Annotated in this window: 23 protein-coding genes; 16 read left to right on the forward strand and 7 right to left on the reverse strand. The window is 71.3% G+C overall.

What is annotated here, in order from left to right; translation table 11 throughout:
- Positions 1 to 93 precede the first annotated feature (93 nt).
- Positions 94 to 1,053 (reverse strand): LLM class F420-dependent oxidoreductase, encoded by a 960-nt coding sequence (locus ACWD4G_RS26980; protein ID WP_451297775.1) that lies wholly within the window; start codon positions 1,051 to 1,053, stop codon positions 94 to 96.
- Between the two features lie 195 nt (positions 1,054 to 1,248).
- Here ACWD4G_RS26980 and ACWD4G_RS26985 point away from each other — a divergent pair, with 195 nt between their 5' ends.
- From ACWD4G_RS26985 to ACWD4G_RS27045, 13 genes are all read left to right on the forward strand, one after another.
- Positions 1,249 to 2,649 (forward strand): NAD(P)/FAD-dependent oxidoreductase, encoded by a 1,401-nt coding sequence (locus ACWD4G_RS26985; protein WP_451297717.1) that lies wholly within the window; start codon positions 1,249 to 1,251, stop codon positions 2,647 to 2,649.
- Positions 2,646 to 4,493, forward strand: a complete 1,848-nt coding sequence (locus ACWD4G_RS26990; protein ID WP_451297719.1) for a transketolase — start codon at positions 2,646 to 2,648, stop codon at positions 4,491 to 4,493. The genes ACWD4G_RS26985 and ACWD4G_RS26990 overlap by 4 nt, the downstream gene beginning before the upstream one ends.
- A gap of 28 nt (positions 4,494 to 4,521) precedes the next feature.
- Positions 4,522 to 5,487, forward strand: coding sequence for a non-homologous end-joining DNA ligase (gene ligD, locus ACWD4G_RS26995; protein ID WP_451297721.1), 966 nt, complete (start codon positions 4,522 to 4,524; stop codon positions 5,485 to 5,487).
- An 85-nt stretch (positions 5,488 to 5,572) separates the two neighbouring features.
- Positions 5,573 to 5,926, forward strand: a complete 354-nt coding sequence (locus ACWD4G_RS27000; protein WP_451297723.1) for a gas vesicle protein GvpO — start codon at positions 5,573 to 5,575, stop codon at positions 5,924 to 5,926.
- 107 nt (positions 5,927 to 6,033) lie between these two features.
- A complete protein-coding gene (locus tag ACWD4G_RS27005; protein WP_451297725.1) occupies positions 6,034 to 6,465 on the forward strand; it encodes a gas vesicle structural protein GvpA in 432 nt (143 codons plus the stop codon).
- Entirely contained in the window at positions 6,462 to 7,211 is a 750-nt protein-coding gene (locus ACWD4G_RS27010) for a GvpL/GvpF family gas vesicle protein (protein WP_451297727.1), read from the forward strand. Before ACWD4G_RS27005 ends, ACWD4G_RS27010 begins: the two co-directional genes overlap by 4 nt.
- A gap of 76 nt (positions 7,212 to 7,287) precedes the next feature.
- Complete coding sequence (locus ACWD4G_RS27015) at positions 7,288 to 7,560, forward strand: gas vesicle protein GvpG (RefSeq protein WP_451297728.1); 273 nt, start codon at positions 7,288 to 7,290, stop codon at positions 7,558 to 7,560.
- Positions 7,557 to 8,378, forward strand: a complete 822-nt coding sequence (locus ACWD4G_RS27020; protein ID WP_451297730.1) for a DNA primase — start codon at positions 7,557 to 7,559, stop codon at positions 8,376 to 8,378. The genes ACWD4G_RS27015 and ACWD4G_RS27020 overlap by 4 nt, the downstream gene beginning before the upstream one ends.
- A complete protein-coding gene (locus tag ACWD4G_RS27025) occupies positions 8,371 to 9,582 on the forward strand; it encodes an SRPBCC family protein (protein WP_451297732.1) in 1,212 nt (403 codons plus the stop codon). Before ACWD4G_RS27020 ends, ACWD4G_RS27025 begins: the two co-directional genes overlap by 8 nt.
- Positions 9,579 to 9,950, forward strand: coding sequence for a gas vesicle protein (locus ACWD4G_RS27030; protein ID WP_451297734.1), 372 nt, complete (start codon positions 9,579 to 9,581; stop codon positions 9,948 to 9,950). Before ACWD4G_RS27025 ends, ACWD4G_RS27030 begins: the two co-directional genes overlap by 4 nt.
- Positions 9,947 to 10,762 carry a GvpL/GvpF family gas vesicle protein gene (locus tag ACWD4G_RS27035; RefSeq protein ID WP_451297736.1) on the forward strand — a complete coding sequence of 272 codons (816 nt, stop codon included), beginning with the start codon at positions 9,947 to 9,949 and terminating at the stop codon, positions 10,760 to 10,762. The genes ACWD4G_RS27030 and ACWD4G_RS27035 overlap by 4 nt, the downstream gene beginning before the upstream one ends.
- A complete protein-coding gene (locus ACWD4G_RS27040; protein ID WP_451297738.1) occupies positions 10,759 to 10,962 on the forward strand; it encodes a gas vesicle protein in 204 nt (67 codons plus the stop codon). The genes ACWD4G_RS27035 and ACWD4G_RS27040 overlap by 4 nt, the downstream gene beginning before the upstream one ends.
- Entirely contained in the window at positions 10,959 to 11,270 is a 312-nt protein-coding gene (locus tag ACWD4G_RS27045) for a gas vesicle protein K (RefSeq protein WP_451297740.1), read from the forward strand. The genes ACWD4G_RS27040 and ACWD4G_RS27045 overlap by 4 nt, the downstream gene beginning before the upstream one ends.
- A 36-nt stretch (positions 11,271 to 11,306) precedes the next feature.
- On the opposite strand, the gene ACWD4G_RS27050 is transcribed toward ACWD4G_RS27045, so the two are convergent.
- On the reverse strand, positions 11,307 to 12,128 hold the full coding sequence (locus ACWD4G_RS27050) for a class I SAM-dependent methyltransferase (protein WP_451297742.1): 822 nt from the start codon (positions 12,126 to 12,128) through the stop codon (positions 11,307 to 11,309).
- Positions 12,129 to 12,278: 150 nt separating this feature from the next.
- Positions 12,279 to 13,772 carry a phosphatase PAP2 family protein gene (locus ACWD4G_RS27055; RefSeq protein ID WP_451297744.1) on the reverse strand — a complete coding sequence of 498 codons (1,494 nt, stop codon included), beginning with the start codon at positions 13,770 to 13,772 and terminating at the stop codon, positions 12,279 to 12,281.
- 303 nt (positions 13,773 to 14,075) lie between these two features.
- Between ACWD4G_RS27055 and ACWD4G_RS27060 the strand changes: the two genes are divergently transcribed.
- From ACWD4G_RS27060 to ACWD4G_RS27070, 3 genes are all read left to right on the forward strand, one after another.
- Entirely contained in the window at positions 14,076 to 15,695 is a 1,620-nt protein-coding gene (locus tag ACWD4G_RS27060; RefSeq protein WP_451297746.1) for an ABC-F family ATP-binding cassette domain-containing protein, read from the forward strand.
- Between the two features lie 145 nt (positions 15,696 to 15,840).
- A complete protein-coding gene (locus ACWD4G_RS27065) occupies positions 15,841 to 16,092 on the forward strand; it encodes a DUF6158 family protein (protein ID WP_451297748.1) in 252 nt (83 codons plus the stop codon).
- A gap of 24 nt (positions 16,093 to 16,116) precedes the next feature.
- Positions 16,117 to 16,707: a TIGR03086 family metal-binding protein gene (locus ACWD4G_RS27070; RefSeq protein WP_451297750.1), complete on the forward strand. Its 591-nt coding sequence runs from the start codon at positions 16,117 to 16,119 to the stop codon at positions 16,705 to 16,707.
- A gap of 48 nt (positions 16,708 to 16,755) precedes the next feature.
- Here ACWD4G_RS27070 and ACWD4G_RS27075 read toward each other — a convergent pair whose 3' ends face one another.
- The 4 genes from ACWD4G_RS27075 to ACWD4G_RS27090 all read right to left on the reverse strand — a co-directional run bounded on the left by ACWD4G_RS27075 (position 16,756) and on the right by ACWD4G_RS27090 (position 20,311).
- The gene (locus ACWD4G_RS27075; RefSeq protein WP_451297752.1) at positions 16,756 to 18,861 is read right to left on the reverse strand and encodes a catalase; all 2,106 of its coding nucleotides are present in this window, start codon (positions 18,859 to 18,861) and stop codon (positions 16,756 to 16,758) included.
- Positions 18,861 to 19,403, reverse strand: a complete 543-nt coding sequence (locus ACWD4G_RS27080; RefSeq protein WP_451297754.1) for a type 1 glutamine amidotransferase domain-containing protein — start codon at positions 19,401 to 19,403, stop codon at positions 18,861 to 18,863. The genes ACWD4G_RS27075 and ACWD4G_RS27080 overlap by 1 nt, the downstream gene beginning before the upstream one ends.
- A gap of 82 nt (positions 19,404 to 19,485) precedes the next feature.
- On the reverse strand, positions 19,486 to 19,926 hold the full coding sequence (locus ACWD4G_RS27085; RefSeq protein ID WP_451297756.1) for a CBS domain-containing protein: 441 nt from the start codon (positions 19,924 to 19,926) through the stop codon (positions 19,486 to 19,488).
- On the reverse strand, positions 19,919 to 20,311 hold the full coding sequence (locus tag ACWD4G_RS27090; protein WP_451297758.1) for a DUF2795 domain-containing protein: 393 nt from the start codon (positions 20,309 to 20,311) through the stop codon (positions 19,919 to 19,921). Before ACWD4G_RS27090 ends, ACWD4G_RS27085 begins: the two co-directional genes overlap by 8 nt.
- Positions 20,312 to 20,498: the final 187 nt, after the last annotated feature.

The following is a 20,498-nucleotide window of genomic DNA, read 5'->3' on the forward strand; positions in this document are numbered from 1 at the left end:
TGACAGCCTCCCTGCCCCCTGGACTCACGGCCTCCGTGCCCCCTGGTGCTCCCCGAGGCGCGCGGAGCCCTGGCGCTCCCTGAGGCCTGAGCCCTAGCGCTCCCTGAGGCGCGGTAGCACCTTCGTGCGGTAGAAGTCGAAGAAACCCTGTTGGCCGGGGCCGATCTGGCTGATGAAGACGCGGTCGAAGCCGGCGTCGGCGAAGGCGGTCAGGGCGGAGACATGGGCGTCGATGTCGTCGCCGCAGAGGGTGTTCTCACTGACCATCTCCTCCGTGACCAGGGGCCGCAGCTGTTCGAAGTGGCTCGGTGTGGGGAGGATCTGGGCCATCTCGCCGGGCAGGAGCTGGTTGGACCAGAGGCGGTGCACGGTGCGGACGGCGGCTTCGCGGTCGTGGCCCCAGCACACCTTGAGACCACCGCTGACCAGCCCGTTGCCGCCGCCCCCCTTGCGGTACTGGGTCACCAGCTCCTCGTCCGGCCCCATGGTGATGTAGCCGTCGGCGACCCGCGCGGCGAGCCCGGTGGCCTTGGGGCCGAAACCGGAGATGTCGATGGGCACCGGCTCGTCGGGGACCGTGTAGAGGCGGGCGTTCTCCACGGTGTAGTGCGTGCCGTGGTGGGTGACCTCCTCGCCGGTGAACAGCCGCCGCATGATCTGCACGGACTCCTCCAGCATCTCCAGCCGGACGTCCGCCGGGGGCCAACGCGTGCCGAGGACGTGCTCGTTGAGCGCCTCGCCGGAGCCGACGCCGAGCCGGAACCGGCCGCCGGTCATCACCGCGCTCGTCGCCGCCGCCTGCGCCACCACCGCCGGGTGAATCCGCACGGTCGGGCAGGTCACCGCCGTCTCGATGGGCAGGGACACGGCCTCCGACAGGGCGCCGATCACCGACCACACGAAGGGACTGTGGCCCTGCGCGTCGTTCCACGGGTGGTAGTGGTCCGAGATCCACAGACACTCGAACCCGGCCTGCTCCGCCCTCCTCGCCTGCTCGATCAACTCCGCGGGACCGAACTCCTCGGTCGCCAGGAAATAGCCGTACTCGGGCATGGGGGGCACCTCCGCGAGGGTCGGGTCGCCGTCCGAGTACCCGGGGGCCACAGTGGAAACCACGGACGCGCGGGCGTCGTACGCCGTTTCGATCAGCCCCGTTCGTGGGGTTTGGCCACCCCGGTCGGGGGGGACGCGGAAGGTCCGTATGCCGCACAGGCCGAGCCCTGTCGCGCGACCCGTCGGAGGCGCACCGTGAGTCGACCCCGCATCGTGATCGTCGGTGCCGGCTTCGCCGGTTACCGTGCCGCCCGCACCCTGGCGCGGCTGACCCGGCACCGGGCCGAGATCACCCTGCTCAACCCCACCGACTACTTCCTGTATCTACCGCTGCTGCCCCAGGTCGCCGCCGGCATCCTGGAGCCGCGCCGGGTCACCGTCTCGCTCACCGGCACCCTGCCCGGAGTGCGGCTGGTGCTCGGCGAGGCGCAGGCCGACGGCATCGACCTCGACGCCCGTACCGTGCGGTACTCCGACCCCGAGGGCGGTGTCGGGACCCTGACGTACGACCGGCTCGTCCTCGCCGCCGGCAGCGTCAACAAGCTGCTGCCGATCCCCGGTGTCGCCGAGCACGCGCACGGCTTCCGCGGGCTGCCGGAGGCGCTGTATCTGCGGGACCACGTGACCCGTCAGGTGGAGCTGGCCGCCGGTGCGGAGGACCCCGCGAGCTGCCGGGCTCGCTGCACGTTCGTGGTGGTCGGCGCCGGATACACGGGGACCGAGGTCGCGGCCCACGGCAAGCTGTTCACCGACGCGCTGATCCGCAAACAGCCGCTCCGGCAGGGTGTACGGCCCCGCTGGCTGCTGCTCGACATCGCCGAGCGGGTGCTGCCGGAGATGGACGGGAAGCTGTCCGCGACCGCCGACCGCGTACTGCGGCGGCGGGGCGTGGAGGTGCGGACGGAGACCTCCGTGAAGGAGGCGACCACGGACGGGGTGCTGTTGTCCGACGGGGAGTTCGTCGACACCCGCACCCTGGTGTGGTGTGTGGGCGTACGGCCCGATCCGCTCGCCGAGTCGCTCGGGCTGGCCATGGAGCACGGCCGGGTGCTGGTCGAGCCCACGCTGCGGGTGCCCGGCAGGCCCGAGGTGTTCGTCTGCGGGGACGCCGCCGCCGTACCAGATCTGACCAAACCCGGTGAGTACACGCCGATGACCGCCCAACATGCCTGGCGGCAGGGCAGGACGGCGGCCCTCAATGTCATCGCCTCCCTCGGCTGGGGCGAGCCCCGCCCCTACCGCCACCGCGACCTGGGCTTCGTCGTCGACCTCGGCGGCATCAAGGCCGCCGCCGACCCTCTCGGCGTACCCCTGTCCGGGATCGCCGCCGGAGCCGTCACCCGCGGCTACCATCTCGCCGCCATGCCCGGCAACCGCGTCCGCGTCGCCGCCGACTGGCTGCTGGACGCCGCACTGCCGCGCCAGGGCGTCCAGTTGGGCCTCGTACGGTCCTGGTCGGTGCCGTTGGACACGGCGTCACCCGAGCTGGCGCGGGTCGGGGGCGGACCGCAGAGGACGAGCGCCGCGCGACAGGACCCGACCCCGCCGTCCCCGGCGAAGCGCAAGCCCGGAAAGGGTACGGAAGGAGACTCATGACCAGCCGTCAACTCACCGAACTGGCCCAGCAGTTGAGGGTCGACAGCGTACGGGCCTCGGCCGCCGCCGGTTCCGGGCACCCCACCTCGTCCATGTCGGCCGCCGAGCTGATGGCGGTACTGCTCGCCAAGCATCTGCGCTACGACTTCGACCGGCCCCGGCACCCCGGCAACGACCGCTTCGTGCTCTCCAAGGGCCATGCCTCACCACTGCTGTACTCCGTGTACCGGGCCGCCGGCGCCATCAACGAGACCGAACTGCTGACCTTCCGCAGGCTCGCCGGCCGGCTCGAAGGGCATCCGACGCCCCGGCGGCTGCCCTGGGTGGAGACGGCCACCGGCTCGCTGGGCCAGGGACTGCCCGTCGGCGTCGGCATCGCGCTGGCCGGGAAGCGGCTGGACCGTACCGGCTACCGGGTGTGGGTGCTGTGCGGGGACAGCGAACTCGCCGAGGGCTCGGTGTGGGAGGCCGTCGAGCACGCCGCGTACGAGCACCTCGACAATCTCACCGCGATCGTGGACGTCAACCGGCTCGGCCAGCGCGGGCCCACCCGGCACGGCCACGACCTGGACGCCTACGCCCGCCGCTTCGCCGCCTTCGGCTGGCACACCATCGAGATCGACGGCCACGACGTGGACGCCGTCGACCGCGCGTACGGCGAGGCCGCGTCCACCAGGGGCCAGCCGACCGTGATCCTCGCCCGCACCCTCAAGGGCAAGGGCGTCGAGGGCGTCCAGGACCGCGAGGGGCTGCACGGCAAGCCGCTCAAGGAACCGGAGGAGGCCATCGCCGAGCTGGGCGGCATCCGCGACATCCGCGTGGAGGTCCAACCGCCGCCTCCGGCACGGCTGTTGCACGCCGTACGCAGCGGGCACCTCGATCTGCCGCGCCATGACATCGGCGAGGAGGTCGCCACCCGTGACGCCTTCGGGCAGGCGCTCGCCGCGCTCGGTACCGCGCGCGAGGACATCGTCGCGCTCGACGGCGAGGTGAGCGACTCCACGCGCGCCGAGTTCTTCGCCAAGGAACACCCCGACCGCTTCTTCGAGTGCTACATCGCCGAACAGCAACTGGTCGCCGCCGCCGTGGGGTTCGCGGCACGCGAGTGGGTGCCGTACGCCTCCACGTTCGCCGCCTTCCTGACCCGCGCCCATGACTTCATCCGTATGGCCTCGATCGGCGGGGCCGGGATCAACCTCGTCGGCTCGCACGCCGGGGTCTCCATCGGCCAGGACGGGCCCTCGCAGATGGGCCTGGAGGATCTGGCGATGATGCGCGCGGTGCACGGCTCGACCGTGCTGTACCCGTGCGACGCCAACCAGACCGCCAAGCTCGTCGGCGCGATGGCGGGCCTCGACGGCGTCCGCTATCTGCGTACGACCAGGGGCGCCACGCCCGTCATCTACAGCGCGACCGAGGAGTTCCCGGTCGGCGGCAGCAAGGTGCTGCTGGCCTCGGACACCGACCGGCTCACCGTCGTCGCGGCCGGGATCACCGTCCACGAGGCGCTGAAGGCCGCCGAGGCGCTGGACGCCGAGGGCATCCAGATCCGGGTGATCGACCTGTACTCGGTCAAGCCCGTCGACCGCCGCACCATGCGCGAGGCCGCCGAGGACACCGGCTGTCTGCTCACCGTGGAGGACCACCACGAGGAGGGCGGCCTCGGCGACGCGGTCCTCGACGCCTTCCTCGACGGCCGCCCGGTGCCCCGGCTGGTCCGGCTCGCCGTCCGCGCGATGCCGGGCTCGGCCACCCCCGAGGAGCAGCTGCGGGAGGCGGGCATCGACGCGGAGGCGATCGCCGCCGCCGGGCGACTGCTGGTGGAGCACGCTGTCGTGCCCTGAGCCGTACGGCCTTGAAGGGAGCCGAGCCATGGCCACCGCGCGCAGCGTGCAGGCGGGCCGCCGTACCGTCGAGATCCACCGGCCCGGGAAGGTGCTGTTCCCCGCCGACGGCCACGGCGGTGGCGGCGAAGAGTACACCAAGGGCGACCTCGTCGCGTACTACCGTGCCGTCGCCCCGTTCATGCTGCCCCATCTGCGCGGGCGCCCGCTGATGCTGGAACGGCACCCCGACGGCCTCGACGGCCCCATGTTCATGCAGAAGAACACCCCTGAGCACTACCCCGAGTGGATCGACCGGGTCGAGGTGGCCAAGGAGGGCGGCACGGTCGTCCACCCGCTGTGCGAGGACACCGCCACCCTCGTCTATCTCGCCGACCAGGCGTGTGTGACCCTCCACCGCTGGCTCTCCCGGGTCGGCGACCTCGACCGCCCCGACCGCCTGGTCCTCGACCTCGACCCGGCCGAGGACGACTTCGACCAGGTCAGGCGGGCAGCCCGGGACTCCAGGGCACTGCTGGACGAGCTGGAGCTGCCGTCCGCGCCGATGACCACCGGCTCCCGGGGCCTGCATGTCGTCGTACCGCTCACCGGCGACGACGACTTCGACGCCGTACGCGACTTCGCCCGGGAGATCGCCGAGGAACTCGTCCGGGCCGCCCCCGAGCGGCTGTCCCCCACGCTCGGCTTCGCTCGCGCGGGGGCACCCCCATCCGCCGCCCGCAAGAAGGACCGCGGCGACCGGCTCTACCTCGACGTCCAGCGCAACGCCTACGCCCAGACCGCCGTCGCCCCCTTCTCCGTACGCGCGCGGCCCGGCGCCCCCGTGGCCACCCCGCTCACCTGGGAGCAGGTGGACGACCCGGCTGTCGACGCCCGCCGCTGGACTTTGGCCGACGCCGTCGAACAGGCCCGCATCAAGCCCTGGGCCGGACTGCCTGCCCGGGCCCGCGCCCTCGGCCCGGCCAGGCGCAGGCTCACCGGGCGCAGCGACTGAGCCCCCGGCACGCACGGACCGAGACATGGCCGACCTGAAGGGTTTGGCCCACGTCAGCGGGGCCACTCGGAGGGGCGAGGTGGCCATGTCGAACACATCCAACGACCCGAAATCCCGGACCTCCGGCGCGGCATCGCGACGTGGATCCGCGTCGTCGGCGGCCGGCCGGCCCAGCCCCATGGAGGTGCTGCGACACGCGCGTACGCAGCTCGCGGAGCTGACCGGCATGGCGCCCGAGTCCGTGTCGTCCTTCGAGCAGGACGAGGACGGCTGGACCTTGGAGGTCGAGGTCCTGGAGCTGGCCAAGGTGCCCGACACGATGAGCCTGATGGCGAGCTACCGGGTGGAACTCGACCCCGAGGGCGACCTCACCGGCTACCGGCGCGTCCGCCGCTACGAACGAGGGCGGGCCGACCCCCACCCCCGTGGCGGTCACTAGGCCGCACCTCCACACCGGCGGACCCGGCATCCACAGACCCAGCTCTCAGCAGACAAGCCAGATAAGCCAGATAAGCCAGATAAGCCAGACAAGGAGGACCGGTCGGTATGACCGTAGTCCCGGCACAGCAGTCCAGCGGCGGTGGTGGCTCCAGCGGCCTGTACGACGTCCTGGAACTCATCCTCGACAGGGGGCTCGTCATCGACGCGTTCGTGCGGGTCTCCCTGGTCGGCATAGAGATCCTGAAGATCGACGTCCGGGTCGTCGTCGCCAGCGTCGACACCTATCTGCGCTTCGCCGAGGCGTGCAACCGGCTCGACCTGGAGGCCGGGCCCCGCAAGTCCCCGGGTCTGCCCGACATGGTCGGTGAGATCACCGAGTCCGGCGCGCGGGGCAAGTCCAAGGGGGCGCTGTCCGGCGCCGCCGAGACGATCTCCGACGCCTTCCGGCAGGCCCGTGACAACGGCCATGCCGAGGAGCGGCCGAGGGCACGCAAGGCCACGAGCGCACGCAAGAGGGAGAGGGAGGAGTCGGAGTGAGCACCTACGTCTACGGCATCGCCGCCAGCTCGCACCCCGCGCTCCCCAAGGGCATGGGCGGCGTCGGCGACCCGCCGTGCCCGGTGCGCGTCCTGGAGGAGGGCGAACTGGCGGCGATCGTCAGTGACACCCCCGAGGGGCTGCGCCCCAAGCGCAGGGATCTGCTCGCCCATCAGAACGTCCTCAGCGAGACCGGCGCGGGCGGCCCCGTGCTGCCCATGCGGTTCGGCAGCGTCGCCCCCGACGACGCGGCCGTCACCGGGGTGCTCACCGAACGGGCCGAGCACTACCGGGAACGGCTGGACACCCTCGACGGCAAGGTCGAGTACAACGTCAAGGCCAGCCACCACGAGGAGGCCGTGCTGCACCGTGTGATGGGCGAGAACAGCGAACTGCGCGCCCTCACCGAGGCCAATCGGCAGGCCGGAGGCGGCACCTACGAGGACCGGCTGAGGCTCGGCGAGCTGGTGGTCTCCGCCATCCAGGCCCGCGAGGCCGAGGACGCGATGGAACTGCAGCGGGCGCTGGAAGCGGCCGCCGAGGACACCAGCGCGGGCCCCGAGTCCACCGGCTGGCTGGCCAATCTGTCGTTCCTGGTGGACCGGGAGTCGGCCGAGCCGTTCCTGGCCGCCGTGGACGAGCTCCGCAAGAGCCATCCGCACATGGAGCTACGGGTCAACGGCCCGCTGCCGCCGTACAGCTTCGTCGAACCGGGCCCGTCACGCCCGGCGGCGACAACGCACTGATCGAGGGGCGGAGCACCAGGCCAACCACCCGGACAACCACAACCACAACCACCAGAACAACCACCAGGACGAGCACATGGGACTGATCAGCGAGGTGCTGCTGCTGCCGTTCGCACCGGTGCGCGGCAGCCTCTGGACCGTGCGGCAGGTGCTCGCCGAGGCCGAGCGCCGGTACTACGACCCGGCCGCCGTCCGCTCCGAACTCGCCCGACTGGAGCAACGGCTGGAGGCGGGCGAGATCGACGAGGAGGAGTTCGACCGAGTGGAGGACGACCTCCTGGACCGGCTGGAGACCAGCCTGCGCAGGAGCGCGGGGACACCGATGGGCGACGGGACGACGACAGCATGAACCGACTGGGACTGGGCCTCGCGATCGGGGCCGGGTACGTCCTCGGGCGTACCAAGAAGATGAAACTCGCCTTCGCCGTGGGCAGCCTGGTGGCCGGCAAGCGGATGCGGCTGAGCCCGCGGATGCTCGCGGACCTGGTGCAACAGCAACTGCGGGACAACCCGCAGTTCAAGGAGATCGGCGACCAGCTGCGCCAGGACCTGCGCGGCGTGGGCCAGGCAGCCTCCGGCGCCCTGGTCGAACGCCAGGCCGAATCCCTGGCCGACCGCCTCCACAACCGCACGACCCAACTCCACGACCAACTCTCCGCCACCCTTCCGGAGAACGCGCAGCGGCCCGAAGAGCCGGCCTCGCCGACGCCTGAGGAGCGGGGCCAAAAATCAGCCCCTCCGGCGTCTGAGGAGCGAGACGCGGGGCGGGGCGAAAAATCAGCCCCTCCAACGTCTGAGGAGCGGGGCGCGGGGCGGGGCGAAAAATCAGCCCCTCCAACGTCTGAGGAGCGGGGTCCGGGGCGGGGCGAAAAATCAGCCCCTCCGGCGTTTGAGGAGCGGGGTCCGGGGCGGAGCCCCGAGGATGGGACGGGTAGGGGCGGCGGGGGCGAGGAAACGAAGGCCGACCACGACGAGCCCGAGCCCGAGCCCGAGGCCCAGCCGGAGGCATCGCGCAGGCGACCCGTGAAGAAGGCGGCCGCCAAGAAGACCGCCGGCCCCGCCAAGAAGGCCGCACGCAAGACCACCACGAAGAAGGCCCCCACCAAGAAGCCCACCCGCAAGCCCACCCGCTCAAGGGCCACGAAGGGAGGCGGCGGCGATGACTGAGACCCTGGGACGCACCACCGAGAAGGCCACGAAGGGCGTGGGAAGCGCGGCCGCCGCCACCGACGGCGTCGGGGACACCGCCAAGTCCACCCCCCTCACCGATCTGGCCCACAGCCCCGCCATGGACCACCTCAAGCAGGAGGCCCGCGACTATCTGGCCGCCCAGGCCCAGCGCCTCCTGGCCGGCGCCGGCCGCAAACTCGGCGAGACTACCGTCAAGCTCAACGACATCGCCGAGGGCAACAGCCCCGGCTTCGCCCGGCTCGCCCGCGACGGCGGACGCAAGCTCGCCGAGGGCAAGGGCCCCCTGCGCGCCACCCTGGAGGCCGGCGCGGGCCGAGCCAAGGAGAACGTCCTCGGCGCGCTCAAGAACCTCGGCGGCGGCAAGGGCAAGAACAAGCGCGCCGCCGGCAACAAACCCACGGTGATCATCGAGTCGATCGACGTCGGCGTACCCCTGCGCACCGCCTACGACCAGTGGACCCAGTACCAGGACTTCAGCACCTTCGCCAAGGGCGTCAAGAGCGCGAACCGCGCCGACGACACCCACTCCGACTGGCAGCTGAAGATCTTCTGGTCCAGCCGCAGCTGGAAGGCCCACACCACCGAACAGGTGCCCGATCAGCGGATCACCTGGACCTCGGAGGGCGCCAAGGGCACCACGAAGGGCGCCGTCACCTTCCACCGCATCACGGACGACCTCACCAGGGTCCTGCTGACCATGGAGTACTACCCGTCGGGCCTGTTCGAGAAGACGGGCAACATCTGGCGTGCCCAGGGCCGCCGGGCCCGACTCGACCTCAAGAACTACGCCCGCTTCATCACCCTGAAGGGCGAGGCCGAGGACAGCTGGCGCGGCGAGATCCGCGACGGCGAGGTCGTACAGACCCACGAGGACGCCCTCGCGGAGGAGGAACAGCAGGAGACACCCGAGAACGAGGGACCCGAGGACGAGGCGGACGAGGCGGACGAGGAATACGCCGACGAGGAGGAGCCGGAGCCCGACGCATACGAGGATGAGGACGACGAGTACCGGGACGAGCCCGAGGACGACGAGGGCGAGGCCGAGGACGAGTACGACGAGGGCGGGGAAGAGCCCGAGGACGAGTACGAAGCGGAGGACGACGCCGGGGAGGACAGCGGCGAGGAACCGTACGAGGATGAGGACGAGGAACGGGCCGCCGTGGGCGGGAGCCGACGATGACTTTCCCCAGCCGAGTCCCCGAGCCGTACGGCGGGGGCAACAGCGCCAACCTGGCCGACATCCTGGAACGCGTACTCGACAAGGGCATCGTGATCGCGGGCGACATCCGCATCAATCTGCTCGACATCGAACTGCTCACCGTCAAGCTGCGCCTTATCGTCGCCTCCGTCGACAAGGCGAAGGAGATGGGCATCGACTGGTGGGAGACCGACCCGGCCCTGTCCTCCCACGCCCGCCGCGACGAACTCACCCGTGAGAACGCCGAGTTGCGTGCCCGGCTCGCCGAGCTGGACGACGGGGAATACCGGCGGGGGCGGGAGCCGGAACGGGCCGTCGAGGGCGGCCGCGCCAGAGAGGAGCACCGATGACCGGACTGCGCTACGTGTACGCCGTCTGCCGCCCCTTCGACGCGGCCCTCCAACGCCAGCTCACCGGGGTCGCGGGCGCCCCGCCCCGGCTGCTGCGCCACCACGATCTGATCGCGGTCGTCAGCGAGGTACCGGAGCGCGACTTCGCCGAGCAGCCGCTGCGCGACCATCTGGAGGACCTGGACTGGCTGACCGAGACCGCCCGCGCCCACCAGAGCGTGATCGACGCCCTCACCGTCGTCACCACACCCCTGCCGCTCAGGCTCGCCACGGTCTTCCACGACGACAGCGGGGTACGCGTGATGCTGGAGGCCCGCGAGGAGGGCTTCAGGCAGACCCTGGACCGGCTGGCGGGCCGGGTGGAGTGGGGCGTCAAGGTGTACCTGGACCCGCGGGAGGCCGAGCGGCCGTCCCCGGAACCGGAACCGGAACCGGAACCGGCGAAGGCCCTCGGCGGACGCGACTATCTGCGGCAGCGGCGCCGCAGCCATCGGGCCCACGACGAGATGTGGGAGAAGGCCGAGCGTTTCTCGCACCGACTGCACGAGACGCTCGCGGAATTCGCCGAGGACTCCCGGCTGCACGCACCTCAGAATTCCGCGCTCTCCAGTGAACCGGGGCGCAATGTGCTCAACGCTTCCTATCTGGTGCCCCGTAAACACTCCGAGGAATTCGTGGAACTCGTGGACCGTACGAAGAGCGAGGAAGCGGGGTTTCGAGTGGAGCTGACGGGGCCCTGGGCGGCCTATTCCTTCAGCGGGGAACCCTTCGGCGACGGGGAATCCGTGGAGGACGCGGGTGATGGGCCGTGACCGTCGTGGAACGCCGTGAGGTGGCCCTCGTCGATCTCCTCGACCGGCTGCTCGCGGGCGGTGTCGTCGTGACCGGTGATCTCACCCTGCGGATCGCGGACGTCGACCTCGTCCGTATCGACCTCAACGCCCTCATCAGCTCCGTGAACGAACAGGTGCCGGCACCGTGGGCCGACCGACCGTGGGGAGGCCCCGAGTGACCGGCAGCGGCGGCGGTGGCCGGCGTCACCGTCTCGAACTGGAACCCGACACGGTGGAGCGCGACCTGGTCAAACTGGTGCTGACCGTCGTCGAACTGCTCCGCCAGCTCATGGAACGGCAGGCGGTGCGCCGCTTCGACACCGGTGAACTCACCGAGGAGCAGGAGGAGCGCATCGGGCTCACCCTGATGCTGCTGGACGACCGCATGACCGAGCTGCGCGAGCGCTACGGGCTGCGACCCGAGGACCTGAACCTGGACCTCGGGCCGCTCGGACCACTGCTCCCCAGGGGCGGCCCCGGCGGCTGATGCCTCAGGACGGGGGAGGCCCCGCCGATCGATGTCTCAGGCAGGCTTCCGGCAGAGAATCTCCCCGTGCAGTACGGCGAACCAGCCGTCCTCCCGCCGCCCCCACTCCCGCCAGGCCTCCGCGATCTCCCGCAGCTGCCCCTGTGTCGCGTGGCCGCCCTCGGTGGCGCGCTCGGCGTACGCGGAGGCGACCGTGCGGTCCGCCCACAGGCCGCTCCACCAGGCCCTCTCCTCGGCCGTGGCGTAGGTCCAGGTGGCGGAGGTGCAGGTGATGTCGGTGAGCCCGGCCGTCAGCGCCCAGGACTTCAGCCGCCGTCCGGCGTCCGGCTCGCCGCCGTTGGCGCGGGCCACCCGCTGGTAGAGGTCCTGCCAGTCGTCCAGGCCCGGCACCTCGGGGAACCAGGTCATCGCCGCGTAGTCCGAATCGCGGACGGCGATGAGACCACCCGGCTTGGTCACCCGGTGCATCTCGCGCAGCGCCTGCACCGGGTCGCCCACATGCTGGAGCACCTGATGGGCGTGGACCACGCAGAACGTGTCGTCCGGGTAGTCCAGCGCGTGGACGTCCGCGACCGCGAAGTCGACGTTCTCCAGCCCCCGTTCGGCGGCGGTGGCGCGGGCCTGGTCGAGGATGCCGGGTGCGTGGTCGACACCGGTGACATGACCGTCCGGGACCAGGGCGGCCAGGTCGGCGGTGATGGTGCCGGGCCCGCAGCCGATGTCCAGGACCTTCATGTGCGGCTTCAGCGAACCGATGAGATAGGCCGCCGAGTTGGCCGCCGTCCGCCAGGTGTGCGAGCGCAGGACCGACTCGTGGTGCCCATGCGTGTAGACGGCGGTCTCCCGTGCCTTCGACATGACCGTTCCCCTTCCGGTACGAGGTACGAGTACGACGCCGTGCCGGAGGAGGTGCGGCGCCGTACTCGAACCGTACGCGGTCCGACCGGATAATGAGACTGCCGTCTTGAATAGTGGATAGTGGACTGACTGGTCGTGGTCGTCGGTGGGTCAGCGGAGGGGCAGCGGGCGGTAGACCGTGAGTGCCTCCGGGAGCTTGCGGAGCGTCAGATCGCCCCCGACTTCGGTGACTTCACCGTCGTACGCGAGTGGGGTGCCCGGTGCGAGGCCCTGCACCCGGAGCCGCTGCACATGCAGGGCCGCGTGGGCCGGGGAGCGGGTCAGCGGACCGGCGACGGCCGCTGCCAGGAGCCGCAGTCCCGGGCGGCGGCCACCGTGCACGACACGGACGTCCAGCAGACCGTCGGCCAGGTCGTTGCGGTGGGCCGGGGAGAGCCCCAGGCGGTGGTGGGTGCCGTTGCCGGCGAAGAGCAGCCAGAGCGGGTGGGGGCGGCCCTCGACCGTGGTCCGCAGCGGGTGGCGCTCCGACCGCAGGACACGCAGCGTCGCGATCACCCCGGCGGGCCAGCTGCCGAGCCTGCGCTCCCAGCGCTCCCGTTCCCGCACCAGCTCCGGATAGACGCCCAGACTGCAGGTGTTGAGGAAATGCCCCTCCGTCTCACCGGCCGCGAAGTGTCCGAGGTCCACGCGGACGGCCTCGCCCCGGCGCAGGGCCCGGCTCAGATCGCGGGCGTCCTCCACGCCGAGGTCGTACGCGAAGTGGTTGTAGCTGCCGCCGGGGAGGACGGCGAGGGGGAGGCCGTGGCGCAGGGCCACCTCGGCGGCGGCGTTCACCGTGCCGTCGCCGCCGCACACGCCGAGCACCCGGGCATGCGCGGCCGCCTTCTCCAACTCGGCCTTCACATCCTCCGGTTCGCACTCCACGGTTTCCGCGCCGGGCAGCGTGTCGCACAGGGCGCGTACCCGGTCCGCCGTTCCGGCCGCCCTGTTGGCGACGACGACCAGGCCCTCCCCGTCCGGCAGCGCGGGCGCGTCCGCGAGCGGGCGGCCGGGGGGCGGCAACTGGTCGCGGGTCGGTACGAGGCCCCGTACGGCATAGGCGGCGCCCACGCCCAGGGCGGCGCCGACCAGTACGTCGCTCGGGAAGTGCACGCCCGTGTAGACCCGGGACAGCGCGACCCCCGCCGCCAGGGGGGCGACCGCCGCGCCCCAGCCCCGGGACTCCAGCGCCACGCCCGTCGCGAAGGCCGCGGCCGACGCCGAGTGACCCGACGGGAACGACGTGGTGATCGGCTGGCGCTTGAGCCGGCGCATCAGCGGGACGTTGTCCAGGACCGGGCGGGGGCGGCGGATCGAGCGCTTGCCGAGGGTGTTGATCGTCGCGGACGCCACAGCGAGCGAGGCGATGCCCCTCGCGGCTGCCCGGCGGGCCCGGGGGCTTCTGGTCGCGGCGATCGCCGCCGCCGCGGCGAACCAGAGGACGCCGTGGTTCGCGGCGCGGCTCAGCCTCGGCAGCATGGGGTGGGCGCCGGGCCAGTCGCGGGTGGCCACCGCGTCGAAGAGGCGGGTGTCCGCGGCGAGGAAGCGGTCCCTGAGGATGTGGTGGCCCGGGGGGCGGACGGTGAGATCGACGTCTGCGGTCATGGGTCCACGAGTACCCCATTGTCCGGGGGGCGTGTCGGGTGGGGTCCTTGGCGGCGGGTGATCCGGCGGCTGGTGCGGGTCGCGCGGGGGTGGACGGGTGCGCGGCGGCTGTGGCTGGACGGGGGTGGGTTTCGCTTACCGGCGCGTGCAGGGTGCCGCTCTCTTTGGGATGGGTGTCGCCTCTGCGGTATGACTGCCCGCAGCCGGGTACGACGGGTGCCCCGGCGACGCGGTTGCCCGCAGCCGGGGCGGTAGGTGAAACCGGTTTGCTCTGGTGTGCCTCTGGCTTTCACAATGCGGCCCATGGGTCATCTTGAAGCCGCGCATCTGGAGTACTGCCTTCCCGACGGAAGGGTGTTGCTCGGGGATGTGTCGTTTCGGGTGGGGGAAGGGGCCGTTGTCGCTCTGGTGGGGCCCAATGGGGCCGGGAAGACCACCTTGTTGCGGCTGATCTCGGGGGAGCTGAAGCCGCACGGGGGGTCGGTCACCGTCAGTGGCGGGCTCGGGGTGATGCGGCAGTTCGTGGGGTCCGTACGGGACGAGTCGACCGTGCGGGACCTGCTGGTGTCCGTCGCGCAGCCCGGTATCCGGGAGGCGGCGCGGGCCGTCGATGCCGCCGAGCACGGGATCATGACCGTGGACGACGAGGCGGCCCAGCTCGCCTACGCGCAGGCCCTCTCCGACTGGGCCGAGGTGCGCGGGTACGAGGCGGAGACGCTGTGGGACATCTGCACCATGGCCGCGCTCGGCGTGCCGTACGAGAAGGCGCAGTGGCGGCAGGTGCGGACGCTGTCCGGAGGTGAGCAGAAGCGGCTGGTGCTGGAGGCGCTGCTGCGGGGCAACGATCAGGTGCTGCTCCTGGACGAGCCGGACAACTACCTCGACGTCCCCGGCAAACGCTGGCTGGAGGAGCGGCTGAAGGAGACCCGCAAGACCGTGCTCTTCGTCTCGCACGACCGGGAACTGCTGGCCCGCAGCGCCCAGAAGATCGTCAGCGTGGAGCCGGGACCGGCGGGCGCCGACGCCTGGGTGCACGGCGGCGGTTTCGACACGTACCACGAGGCCCGGCGGCAGCGGTTCGAGCGGTTCGAGGAGCTGCGGCGCCGCTGGGACGAGAAGCACGCCCAGCTGAAGAAGCTGGTGCTGACGCTCCGGCAGGCCGCCGCCGTCAGCCATGAGATGGCCTCCCGGTACGCGGCGGCGCAGACCCGGCTGCGCAAGTTCGAGGAGGCCGGGCCGCCGCCGGAGCCGCCGCGCGAGCAGGACATCACCATGCGGCTCAAGGGCGGCCGTACCGGAGTGAGGGCCGTGACCTGCGAGGGACTTGAGCTGAAGGGCCTGATGAAACCCTTCGACCTGGAGGTCTTCTACGGCGAGCGGGTCGCCGTCCTCGGTTCGAACGGCTCCGGCAAGTCCCACTTCCTGCGCCTCCTCGCCGGCGAGGACGTGACCCACACGGGCCTGTGGAAGCTCGGCGCCAGGGTCGTACCCGGGCACTTCGCGCAGACGCACGCGCACCCCGAGCTGGAGGGGCGCACACTGCTGGACATTCTGTGGACCGAACACGCCCAGGACCGGGGCGCCGCCATGTCACGGCTGCGCCGGTACGAGCTGACCCGGCAGGCCGAGCAGCCCTTCGACCGGCTCTCCGGCGGGCAGCAGGCCCGGTTCCAGATCCTGCTCCTGGAGTTGCGGGGAGTCACCGCGCTGCTCCTCGACGAGCCCACCGACAACCTCGACCTGGAGTCGGCGGAAGCCCTCCAGGAGGGGCTGGAGGCCTTCGACGGCACGGTGCTCGCGGTCACCCACGACCGCTGGTTCGCGCGTTCGTTCGATAGATTTCTCGTCTTCGGGTCCGACGGGCGCGTACGGGAGACATCCGAGCCGGTGTGGGACGAGCGCCGGGTGGAGCGGGCACGGTAGGCCCCCGGCGGCGGATGTTCGTAAAGTGGACTGAAGGAACGCGAGAACCATGGCTCCCTCCCGGACGCCGCCCGGGACCGTGTGCTCCCGGGCGGACGACGGGTCCGCACGCAGGCACAGGCCGGCACTACGAGTGGGGCAGCACATGACCGGAGTCGACCCGGGTCGCCTCGACGACCAGCAGCTCATGAAAGAGCTGGAGACCATCCACCGCACGCGCCACGACACGCTCCTGCACGGATCGAACGACGCCCTGCGCGTCCACAACCTCCGCATGGCGCAACTGGAGGGCGAGTACCTGCGCCGCCACCCACGCCGCCCGGTCGCGGCCGGGCGCACCCGTGACGGGGCCCGCAACCGGGGGTCCGTCACACCGTCGACGACACCGACGGTCTGAACGACGAACGGCGGCGACGAGGCCATGAACGACTACGGCACCCCTGCGCATCCGCTTCTCCGACTGCACGGCGAGGCGCTCGATCTGTTCGGGGAACGGGTGCATGCCGTCCGGGACGATCAGTGGGGGGACGGTACGCCCTGTACGGAGTGGACGGTCCGTGACCTCGTGAACCATCTGGTGTCCGAGCAGCTCTGGGTGCCGTCGCTGGTCCGGGACGGCTGCATGATCGAGGAGGTCGGCGACACGTTCGAGGGCGATCTGCTCGGGCCGGACCCGGCCGCCTCCTGGGACACGGCCGCCCACTCCGCCCGAGAGGCGTTCGCCGCGCCCGGTGCGCTCGAACGGACGGTTCATCTGTCGTACGGCGACACCCCGGCCACCGCGTACCTCTCGCAGATGGTGGCCGATCTCGTCGTTCACGCGTGGGATCTCTCGCGGGCCGTGGGGGCGGAGGAGAGGCTGCCGGAGGAGTTGGTGCGGTTCGCGAGGGACGAGATCGCGCCCTACGCCGGGGATCTGGAGAAGAGCGGGTTGTTCGCGGCGCCGGTGGAGGTGCCGGGTGGGGCGGACGAGCAGACGCGGTTGTTGTGCATGGTGGGGCGACGGCCGTAGCCGTTCAGAACTCGGGGCGAGCCCCGGTCTGCGCGTCAGCAGCGCGCCTCAGCAGCGGGTCGGTGGGCGGTTCCAGTGCCTGTGGGCCGCTATCGCCGCCATGAACGCCCCGATGAAGTCGGCGCCCGGGGTGCCCTGGGCCGTGTCCGTGACCACTCCCCGGTCGGTGACCACGTGGTGGAACTCCGAGGACAGACGCAGGCCCTCCGCCTCCAGGGCGGCCACGATGCCCACGCCCGAGCCGAGGGCGGCCACCGGTTTGCCGTGGCGGTAGGCGGAGCGGACGAAGCGCATGGCGTCCGGGTCGGTCGAGGGGGACGGGGTGCCCACGGGGCCGCCGGGGAGCAGGACAGCGTCGTAGAGGACCGAGGCAACGGTCGGCAGGGCCCGGTCCACCGTGTACCGCGCGCCGTCCGCGCCCCGTACCGTGCCGTCCCGCGCGGCCAGCGCCTCCACCACCGCGCCCTCGGCCGCCAGCGCCTCGCGCACGCTCGTCACCTGCTCGGCGTCCACACCGTCGGCGATCAGGACCGCGATCTGCCGGGTGCGGATGGAGCCGTTGCCGCGCTGGGCCTCAAGGCTCAGGGCAGGGGAAGTGAGCTTGTGCGCGACGGATTCGTCCGGGGCCGGCACCGCCACTCCGATGCCCTCCGCCACCGCCGCAGCCAACTCCGGGTCCACCTTGGCGAGTTCACCCACCGTGCGGGTGCGGACCGTCGTCGCGCCGACCTTGCCCAGCTCGAAGCGGAACGCCGCCACGATGTGCTGTTTCTCCCAGTCCGACATGCTGTTCCAGAACATCGCGGCCTGGCTGTGGTGGTCCTTGAAACTCTCGCTGCGGCGGCGGATCGTGGCGCCGTCGACGCGTTCGGTGTAGTGGGTGAAGGCGTGGCCGTCGACACCGGCGTGGGCCGGGCAGCCGCCGCCCAGGGAGTTCGGGAAGTAGTTCGTTCCGCCGTGGAGCGTGGACTGGTGGTAGCCGTCGCGCTGGTTGGTGCGGACCGGGGCCACCGGGCGGTTCACCGGCAGCTGCGTGAAGTTCGGGCCGCCCAGGCGGATCAACTGGGTGTCCAGGTAGGAGAAGTTGCGGGCCTGGAGGAGGGGGTCGTTGGTGAAGTCGATGCCGGGGACGACGTTCGCGGTGTGGAAGGCGACCTGTTCCGTCTCGGCGAAGAAATTCTCGGGGTTGCGGTCGAGGACCATCCGGCCGATCGGGCGGACCGGCACCTGCTCCTCAGGGATGATCTTCGTGGCGTCCAGCAGATCGAAGTCGAACGCGAACTCGTCCTCCTCCGGCACCAGTTGGACACCCAGCTCCCACTCCGGGTACTCACCGGCCTCGATCGCGTTCCACAGGTCCCGCCGGTTGAAGTCCGGGTCACGCCCCTGGCACTCCTGGGCCTCGTCCCACACCAGCGAGTGCGTGCCGAGCTTCGGCTTCCAGTGGAACTTGACGAAGGTGCCCTTCCCGTCCGCGTTCACGAACCGGAAGGTGTGAACGCCGAAGCCCTGCATCATGCGGTAGCTGCGGGGGATCGCCCGGTCCGACATCAGCCACATGATCGCGTGCAGGGTCTCCGGCTGCAGCGACACGAAGTCCCAGAGCGTGTCGTGGGCCGAGGCGCCCGTGGGGATGTCGTTGTGCGGCTCCGGTTTGAGCGCGTGCACGAAGTCGGGGAACTTGATGCCGTCCTGGATGAAGAAGACGGGGAAGTTGTTGCCGACGAGATCGTAATTGCCCTCCGACGTATAGAACTTGGTGGCGAATCCGCGCACGTCCCGCACGGTGTCCGCCGATCCCTTCGGCCCCTGCACCGTCGAGAACCGCACGAAGACCGGGGTGCGTACGGAGGGGTCCCGGAGGAAGGCGGCGCGGGTGAACTCGGCGCAGGACTCGTACGGTTCGAAGTATCCGTACGCGCCGGCGCCCCGGGCGTGCACCACCCGCTCGGGGATGCGTTCGTGGTCGAAATGGGTGAGCTTCTCCCGGAAGTGGAAGTCCTCCATCAGCGTCGGACCGCGCTCGCCGACGGTCAGCGAGTCATCGGTGTGGTCGACGCCCACGCCCTGGTCGGTGGTGAGCGGACCGGCCGCCGGGTCGTCCGCGGCGGACGCCTGACGCTGCTCCTGTTTGCTGTCGCGTACGGGGTCCATCAGGCCGCCTCCTCGGTGAACACGTCCAGGAACGCCTCGCAGAACGCCTTGAGGTCGTCCGGTTTACGGCTGGTGATCAGTTTGTTGGGGCCGTGGTCGCAGATCCGCACCTGCTCGTCGAGCCAGGTGCCGCCCGCGTTCTGGATGTCGGTGCGCAGACTCGGCCACGAGGTCAGCACCCGGTCGCGTACGACATCGGCCTCGACCAGCGTCCACGGGGCGTGGCAGATCGCGGCGACCGGCTTGCCCTGCCGGAAGAAGTCCTGGACGAACGCCACCGCCCGGTCGTCCATCCGCAGGAAGTCCGGGTTGGCCACCCCGCCGGGCAGTACGAGCCCGTCGAAGGACTCCACCGGAACCTCGCCCACCACCTCGTCGACGGGGAAGGTGTCCGCCTTGTCGAGATGGTCGAAGGCCTGCACCTGACCGGACTTCGTCGACACCAGCACGGGTTCGTGACCGGCGTCCGTCACCGCCCGCCAGGGATCGGTCAGCTCCACCTGCTCGACACCCTTGGGCGCGGTCAGAAACGCGATACGCATGGGGGTTCAGGGTCCTTTCTCGTCCGGGCCCGGGCCGGCGCCTGATGCTGGTCGCGGCCCGGGCCGGCGCCCGGTTCTCGTCTCAGACCGGACCGGCGCCCGGTCGGCTGTTCGGCTCGGCGCGGCTGATGTCGGCGAGGGCCGAGTGCGGGTCCTGGGAGACGGCCAGGTCGCCGAGGCTCACCATGCCCACCGGGTGCCCGTTCTCCATGACGGGAAGCCTCCGGATCGCGTGGTCGCGCATCAGGGCGACGGCCACGGGGACCGCGTCGTCCGGGCCGACCACCACCGGGTTCGGCGTGCAGACGGCCTGGGCGCTCACGGTCAGCGGATCGGCACCGTCGGCGACGGCCCGCAGGGTGATGTCCCGGTCGGTCAGGACCCCGAGCAGCCGGCCGTCCACGGTGACCAGCACATCCCCGACGTCCTGGGCGCGCATCAACTGGGCCGCTTCGACGAGTGAGGCGTCCGGGGGGACCGCGACGACACCTGGCGTCATGACGTTCCTCACGACATCAGCCATGGCGCTGCGCCCGGCCCCGGACGGCCGTCTCCGCGAGCCGGTGCACCGACTCGCAGCGCGCCCCGCGCGGCAGCCGCTCCACGGTCTCCACCAGCGTGTCAGGGGCATGACGGTCACGCAGGGCGCGGACCAGCGGTGCCGGGCCCGCCGGGAAGTCCGAACGGCTCAGGAACCGGGCCAGCTCCGACCGCAGCGCCTCCACCCGGGCGGCGCTGTCGCCGGGCGTGACCGGCCCGTATGCCACCTCCGGGTCGTCTTCGGCGGGCGGTTCCGGATCGTGCCACTCCTCGACCCGGGTGTGGTGCCCCGAACGGAGCAGCCCCTGCATCTCGTGCTTCATCTCGTCGTCGCGGTGGACGTTCAGCCGGTCGCTACGTCGCTGCATGACTCCCTCCAGAACTCTCGCTGGGCCCCGCGTACCCGAACACCCGGCTCCTACACGGGCCCGGCGCCGCGGGGTCAGGCGTCCCTCGGTCTCACCTTCTCCTCGCTGACGGTGGAGAGGTGTTCACGCAGGTAGGCGGCGGCTTCGGCGCGTCTGTCGGTCAGGAGGAGGTCGGCGAGCTTCACGT

The organism is Streptomyces sp. NPDC002643 (genome assembly GCF_053592555.1).

What these genes read in the sequence shown, in the direction of transcription:
- ACWD4G_RS27035 (WP_451297736.1), top strand. Translation starts at nt 9,947, where the DNA reads ATGACCGGACTGCGCTACGTGTACGCCGTCTGCCGCCCCTTCGACGCG.
- ACWD4G_RS27080 (WP_451297754.1), bottom strand. Translation starts at nt 19,403, where the DNA reads ATGCGTATCGCGTTTCTGACCGCGCCCAAGGGTGTCGAGCAGGTGGAG.
- ACWD4G_RS27065 (WP_451297748.1), top strand. Translation starts at nt 15,841, where the DNA reads ATGACCGGAGTCGACCCGGGTCGCCTCGACGACCAGCAGCTCATGAAA.
- ACWD4G_RS27055 (WP_451297744.1), bottom strand. Translation starts at nt 13,772, where the DNA reads ATGACCGCAGACGTCGATCTCACCGTCCGCCCCCCGGGCCACCACATC.
- ACWD4G_RS27060 (WP_451297746.1), top strand. Translation starts at nt 14,076, where the DNA reads ATGGGTCATCTTGAAGCCGCGCATCTGGAGTACTGCCTTCCCGACGGA.
- ACWD4G_RS27090 (WP_451297758.1), bottom strand. Translation starts at nt 20,311, where the DNA reads ATGCAGCGACGTAGCGACCGGCTGAACGTCCACCGCGACGACGAGATG.
- ACWD4G_RS27015 (WP_451297728.1), top strand. Translation starts at nt 7,288, where the DNA reads ATGGGACTGATCAGCGAGGTGCTGCTGCTGCCGTTCGCACCGGTGCGC.
- ACWD4G_RS27020 (WP_451297730.1), top strand. Translation starts at nt 7,557, where the DNA reads ATGAACCGACTGGGACTGGGCCTCGCGATCGGGGCCGGGTACGTCCTC.
- ACWD4G_RS27085 (WP_451297756.1), bottom strand. Translation starts at nt 19,926, where the DNA reads ATGGCTGATGTCGTGAGGAACGTCATGACGCCAGGTGTCGTCGCGGTC.
- ACWD4G_RS27075 (WP_451297752.1), bottom strand. Translation starts at nt 18,861, where the DNA reads ATGGACCCCGTACGCGACAGCAAACAGGAGCAGCGTCAGGCGTCCGCC.
- ACWD4G_RS27050 (WP_451297742.1), bottom strand. Translation starts at nt 12,128, where the DNA reads ATGTCGAAGGCACGGGAGACCGCCGTCTACACGCATGGGCACCACGAG.
- ACWD4G_RS26990 (WP_451297719.1), top strand. Translation starts at nt 2,646, where the DNA reads ATGACCAGCCGTCAACTCACCGAACTGGCCCAGCAGTTGAGGGTCGAC.
- ACWD4G_RS26980 (WP_451297775.1), bottom strand. Translation starts at nt 1,053, where the DNA reads ATGCCCGAGTACGGCTATTTCCTGGCGACCGAGGAGTTCGGTCCCGCG.
- ligD (WP_451297721.1), top strand. Translation starts at nt 4,522, where the DNA reads ATGGCCACCGCGCGCAGCGTGCAGGCGGGCCGCCGTACCGTCGAGATC.
- ACWD4G_RS27025 (WP_451297732.1), top strand. Translation starts at nt 8,371, where the DNA reads ATGACTGAGACCCTGGGACGCACCACCGAGAAGGCCACGAAGGGCGTG.
- ACWD4G_RS27005 (WP_451297725.1), top strand. Translation starts at nt 6,034, where the DNA reads ATGACCGTAGTCCCGGCACAGCAGTCCAGCGGCGGTGGTGGCTCCAGC.
- ACWD4G_RS27000 (WP_451297723.1), top strand. Translation starts at nt 5,573, where the DNA reads ATGTCGAACACATCCAACGACCCGAAATCCCGGACCTCCGGCGCGGCA.
- ACWD4G_RS27070 (WP_451297750.1), top strand. Translation starts at nt 16,117, where the DNA reads ATGAACGACTACGGCACCCCTGCGCATCCGCTTCTCCGACTGCACGGC.
- ACWD4G_RS27030 (WP_451297734.1), top strand. Translation starts at nt 9,579, where the DNA reads ATGACTTTCCCCAGCCGAGTCCCCGAGCCGTACGGCGGGGGCAACAGC.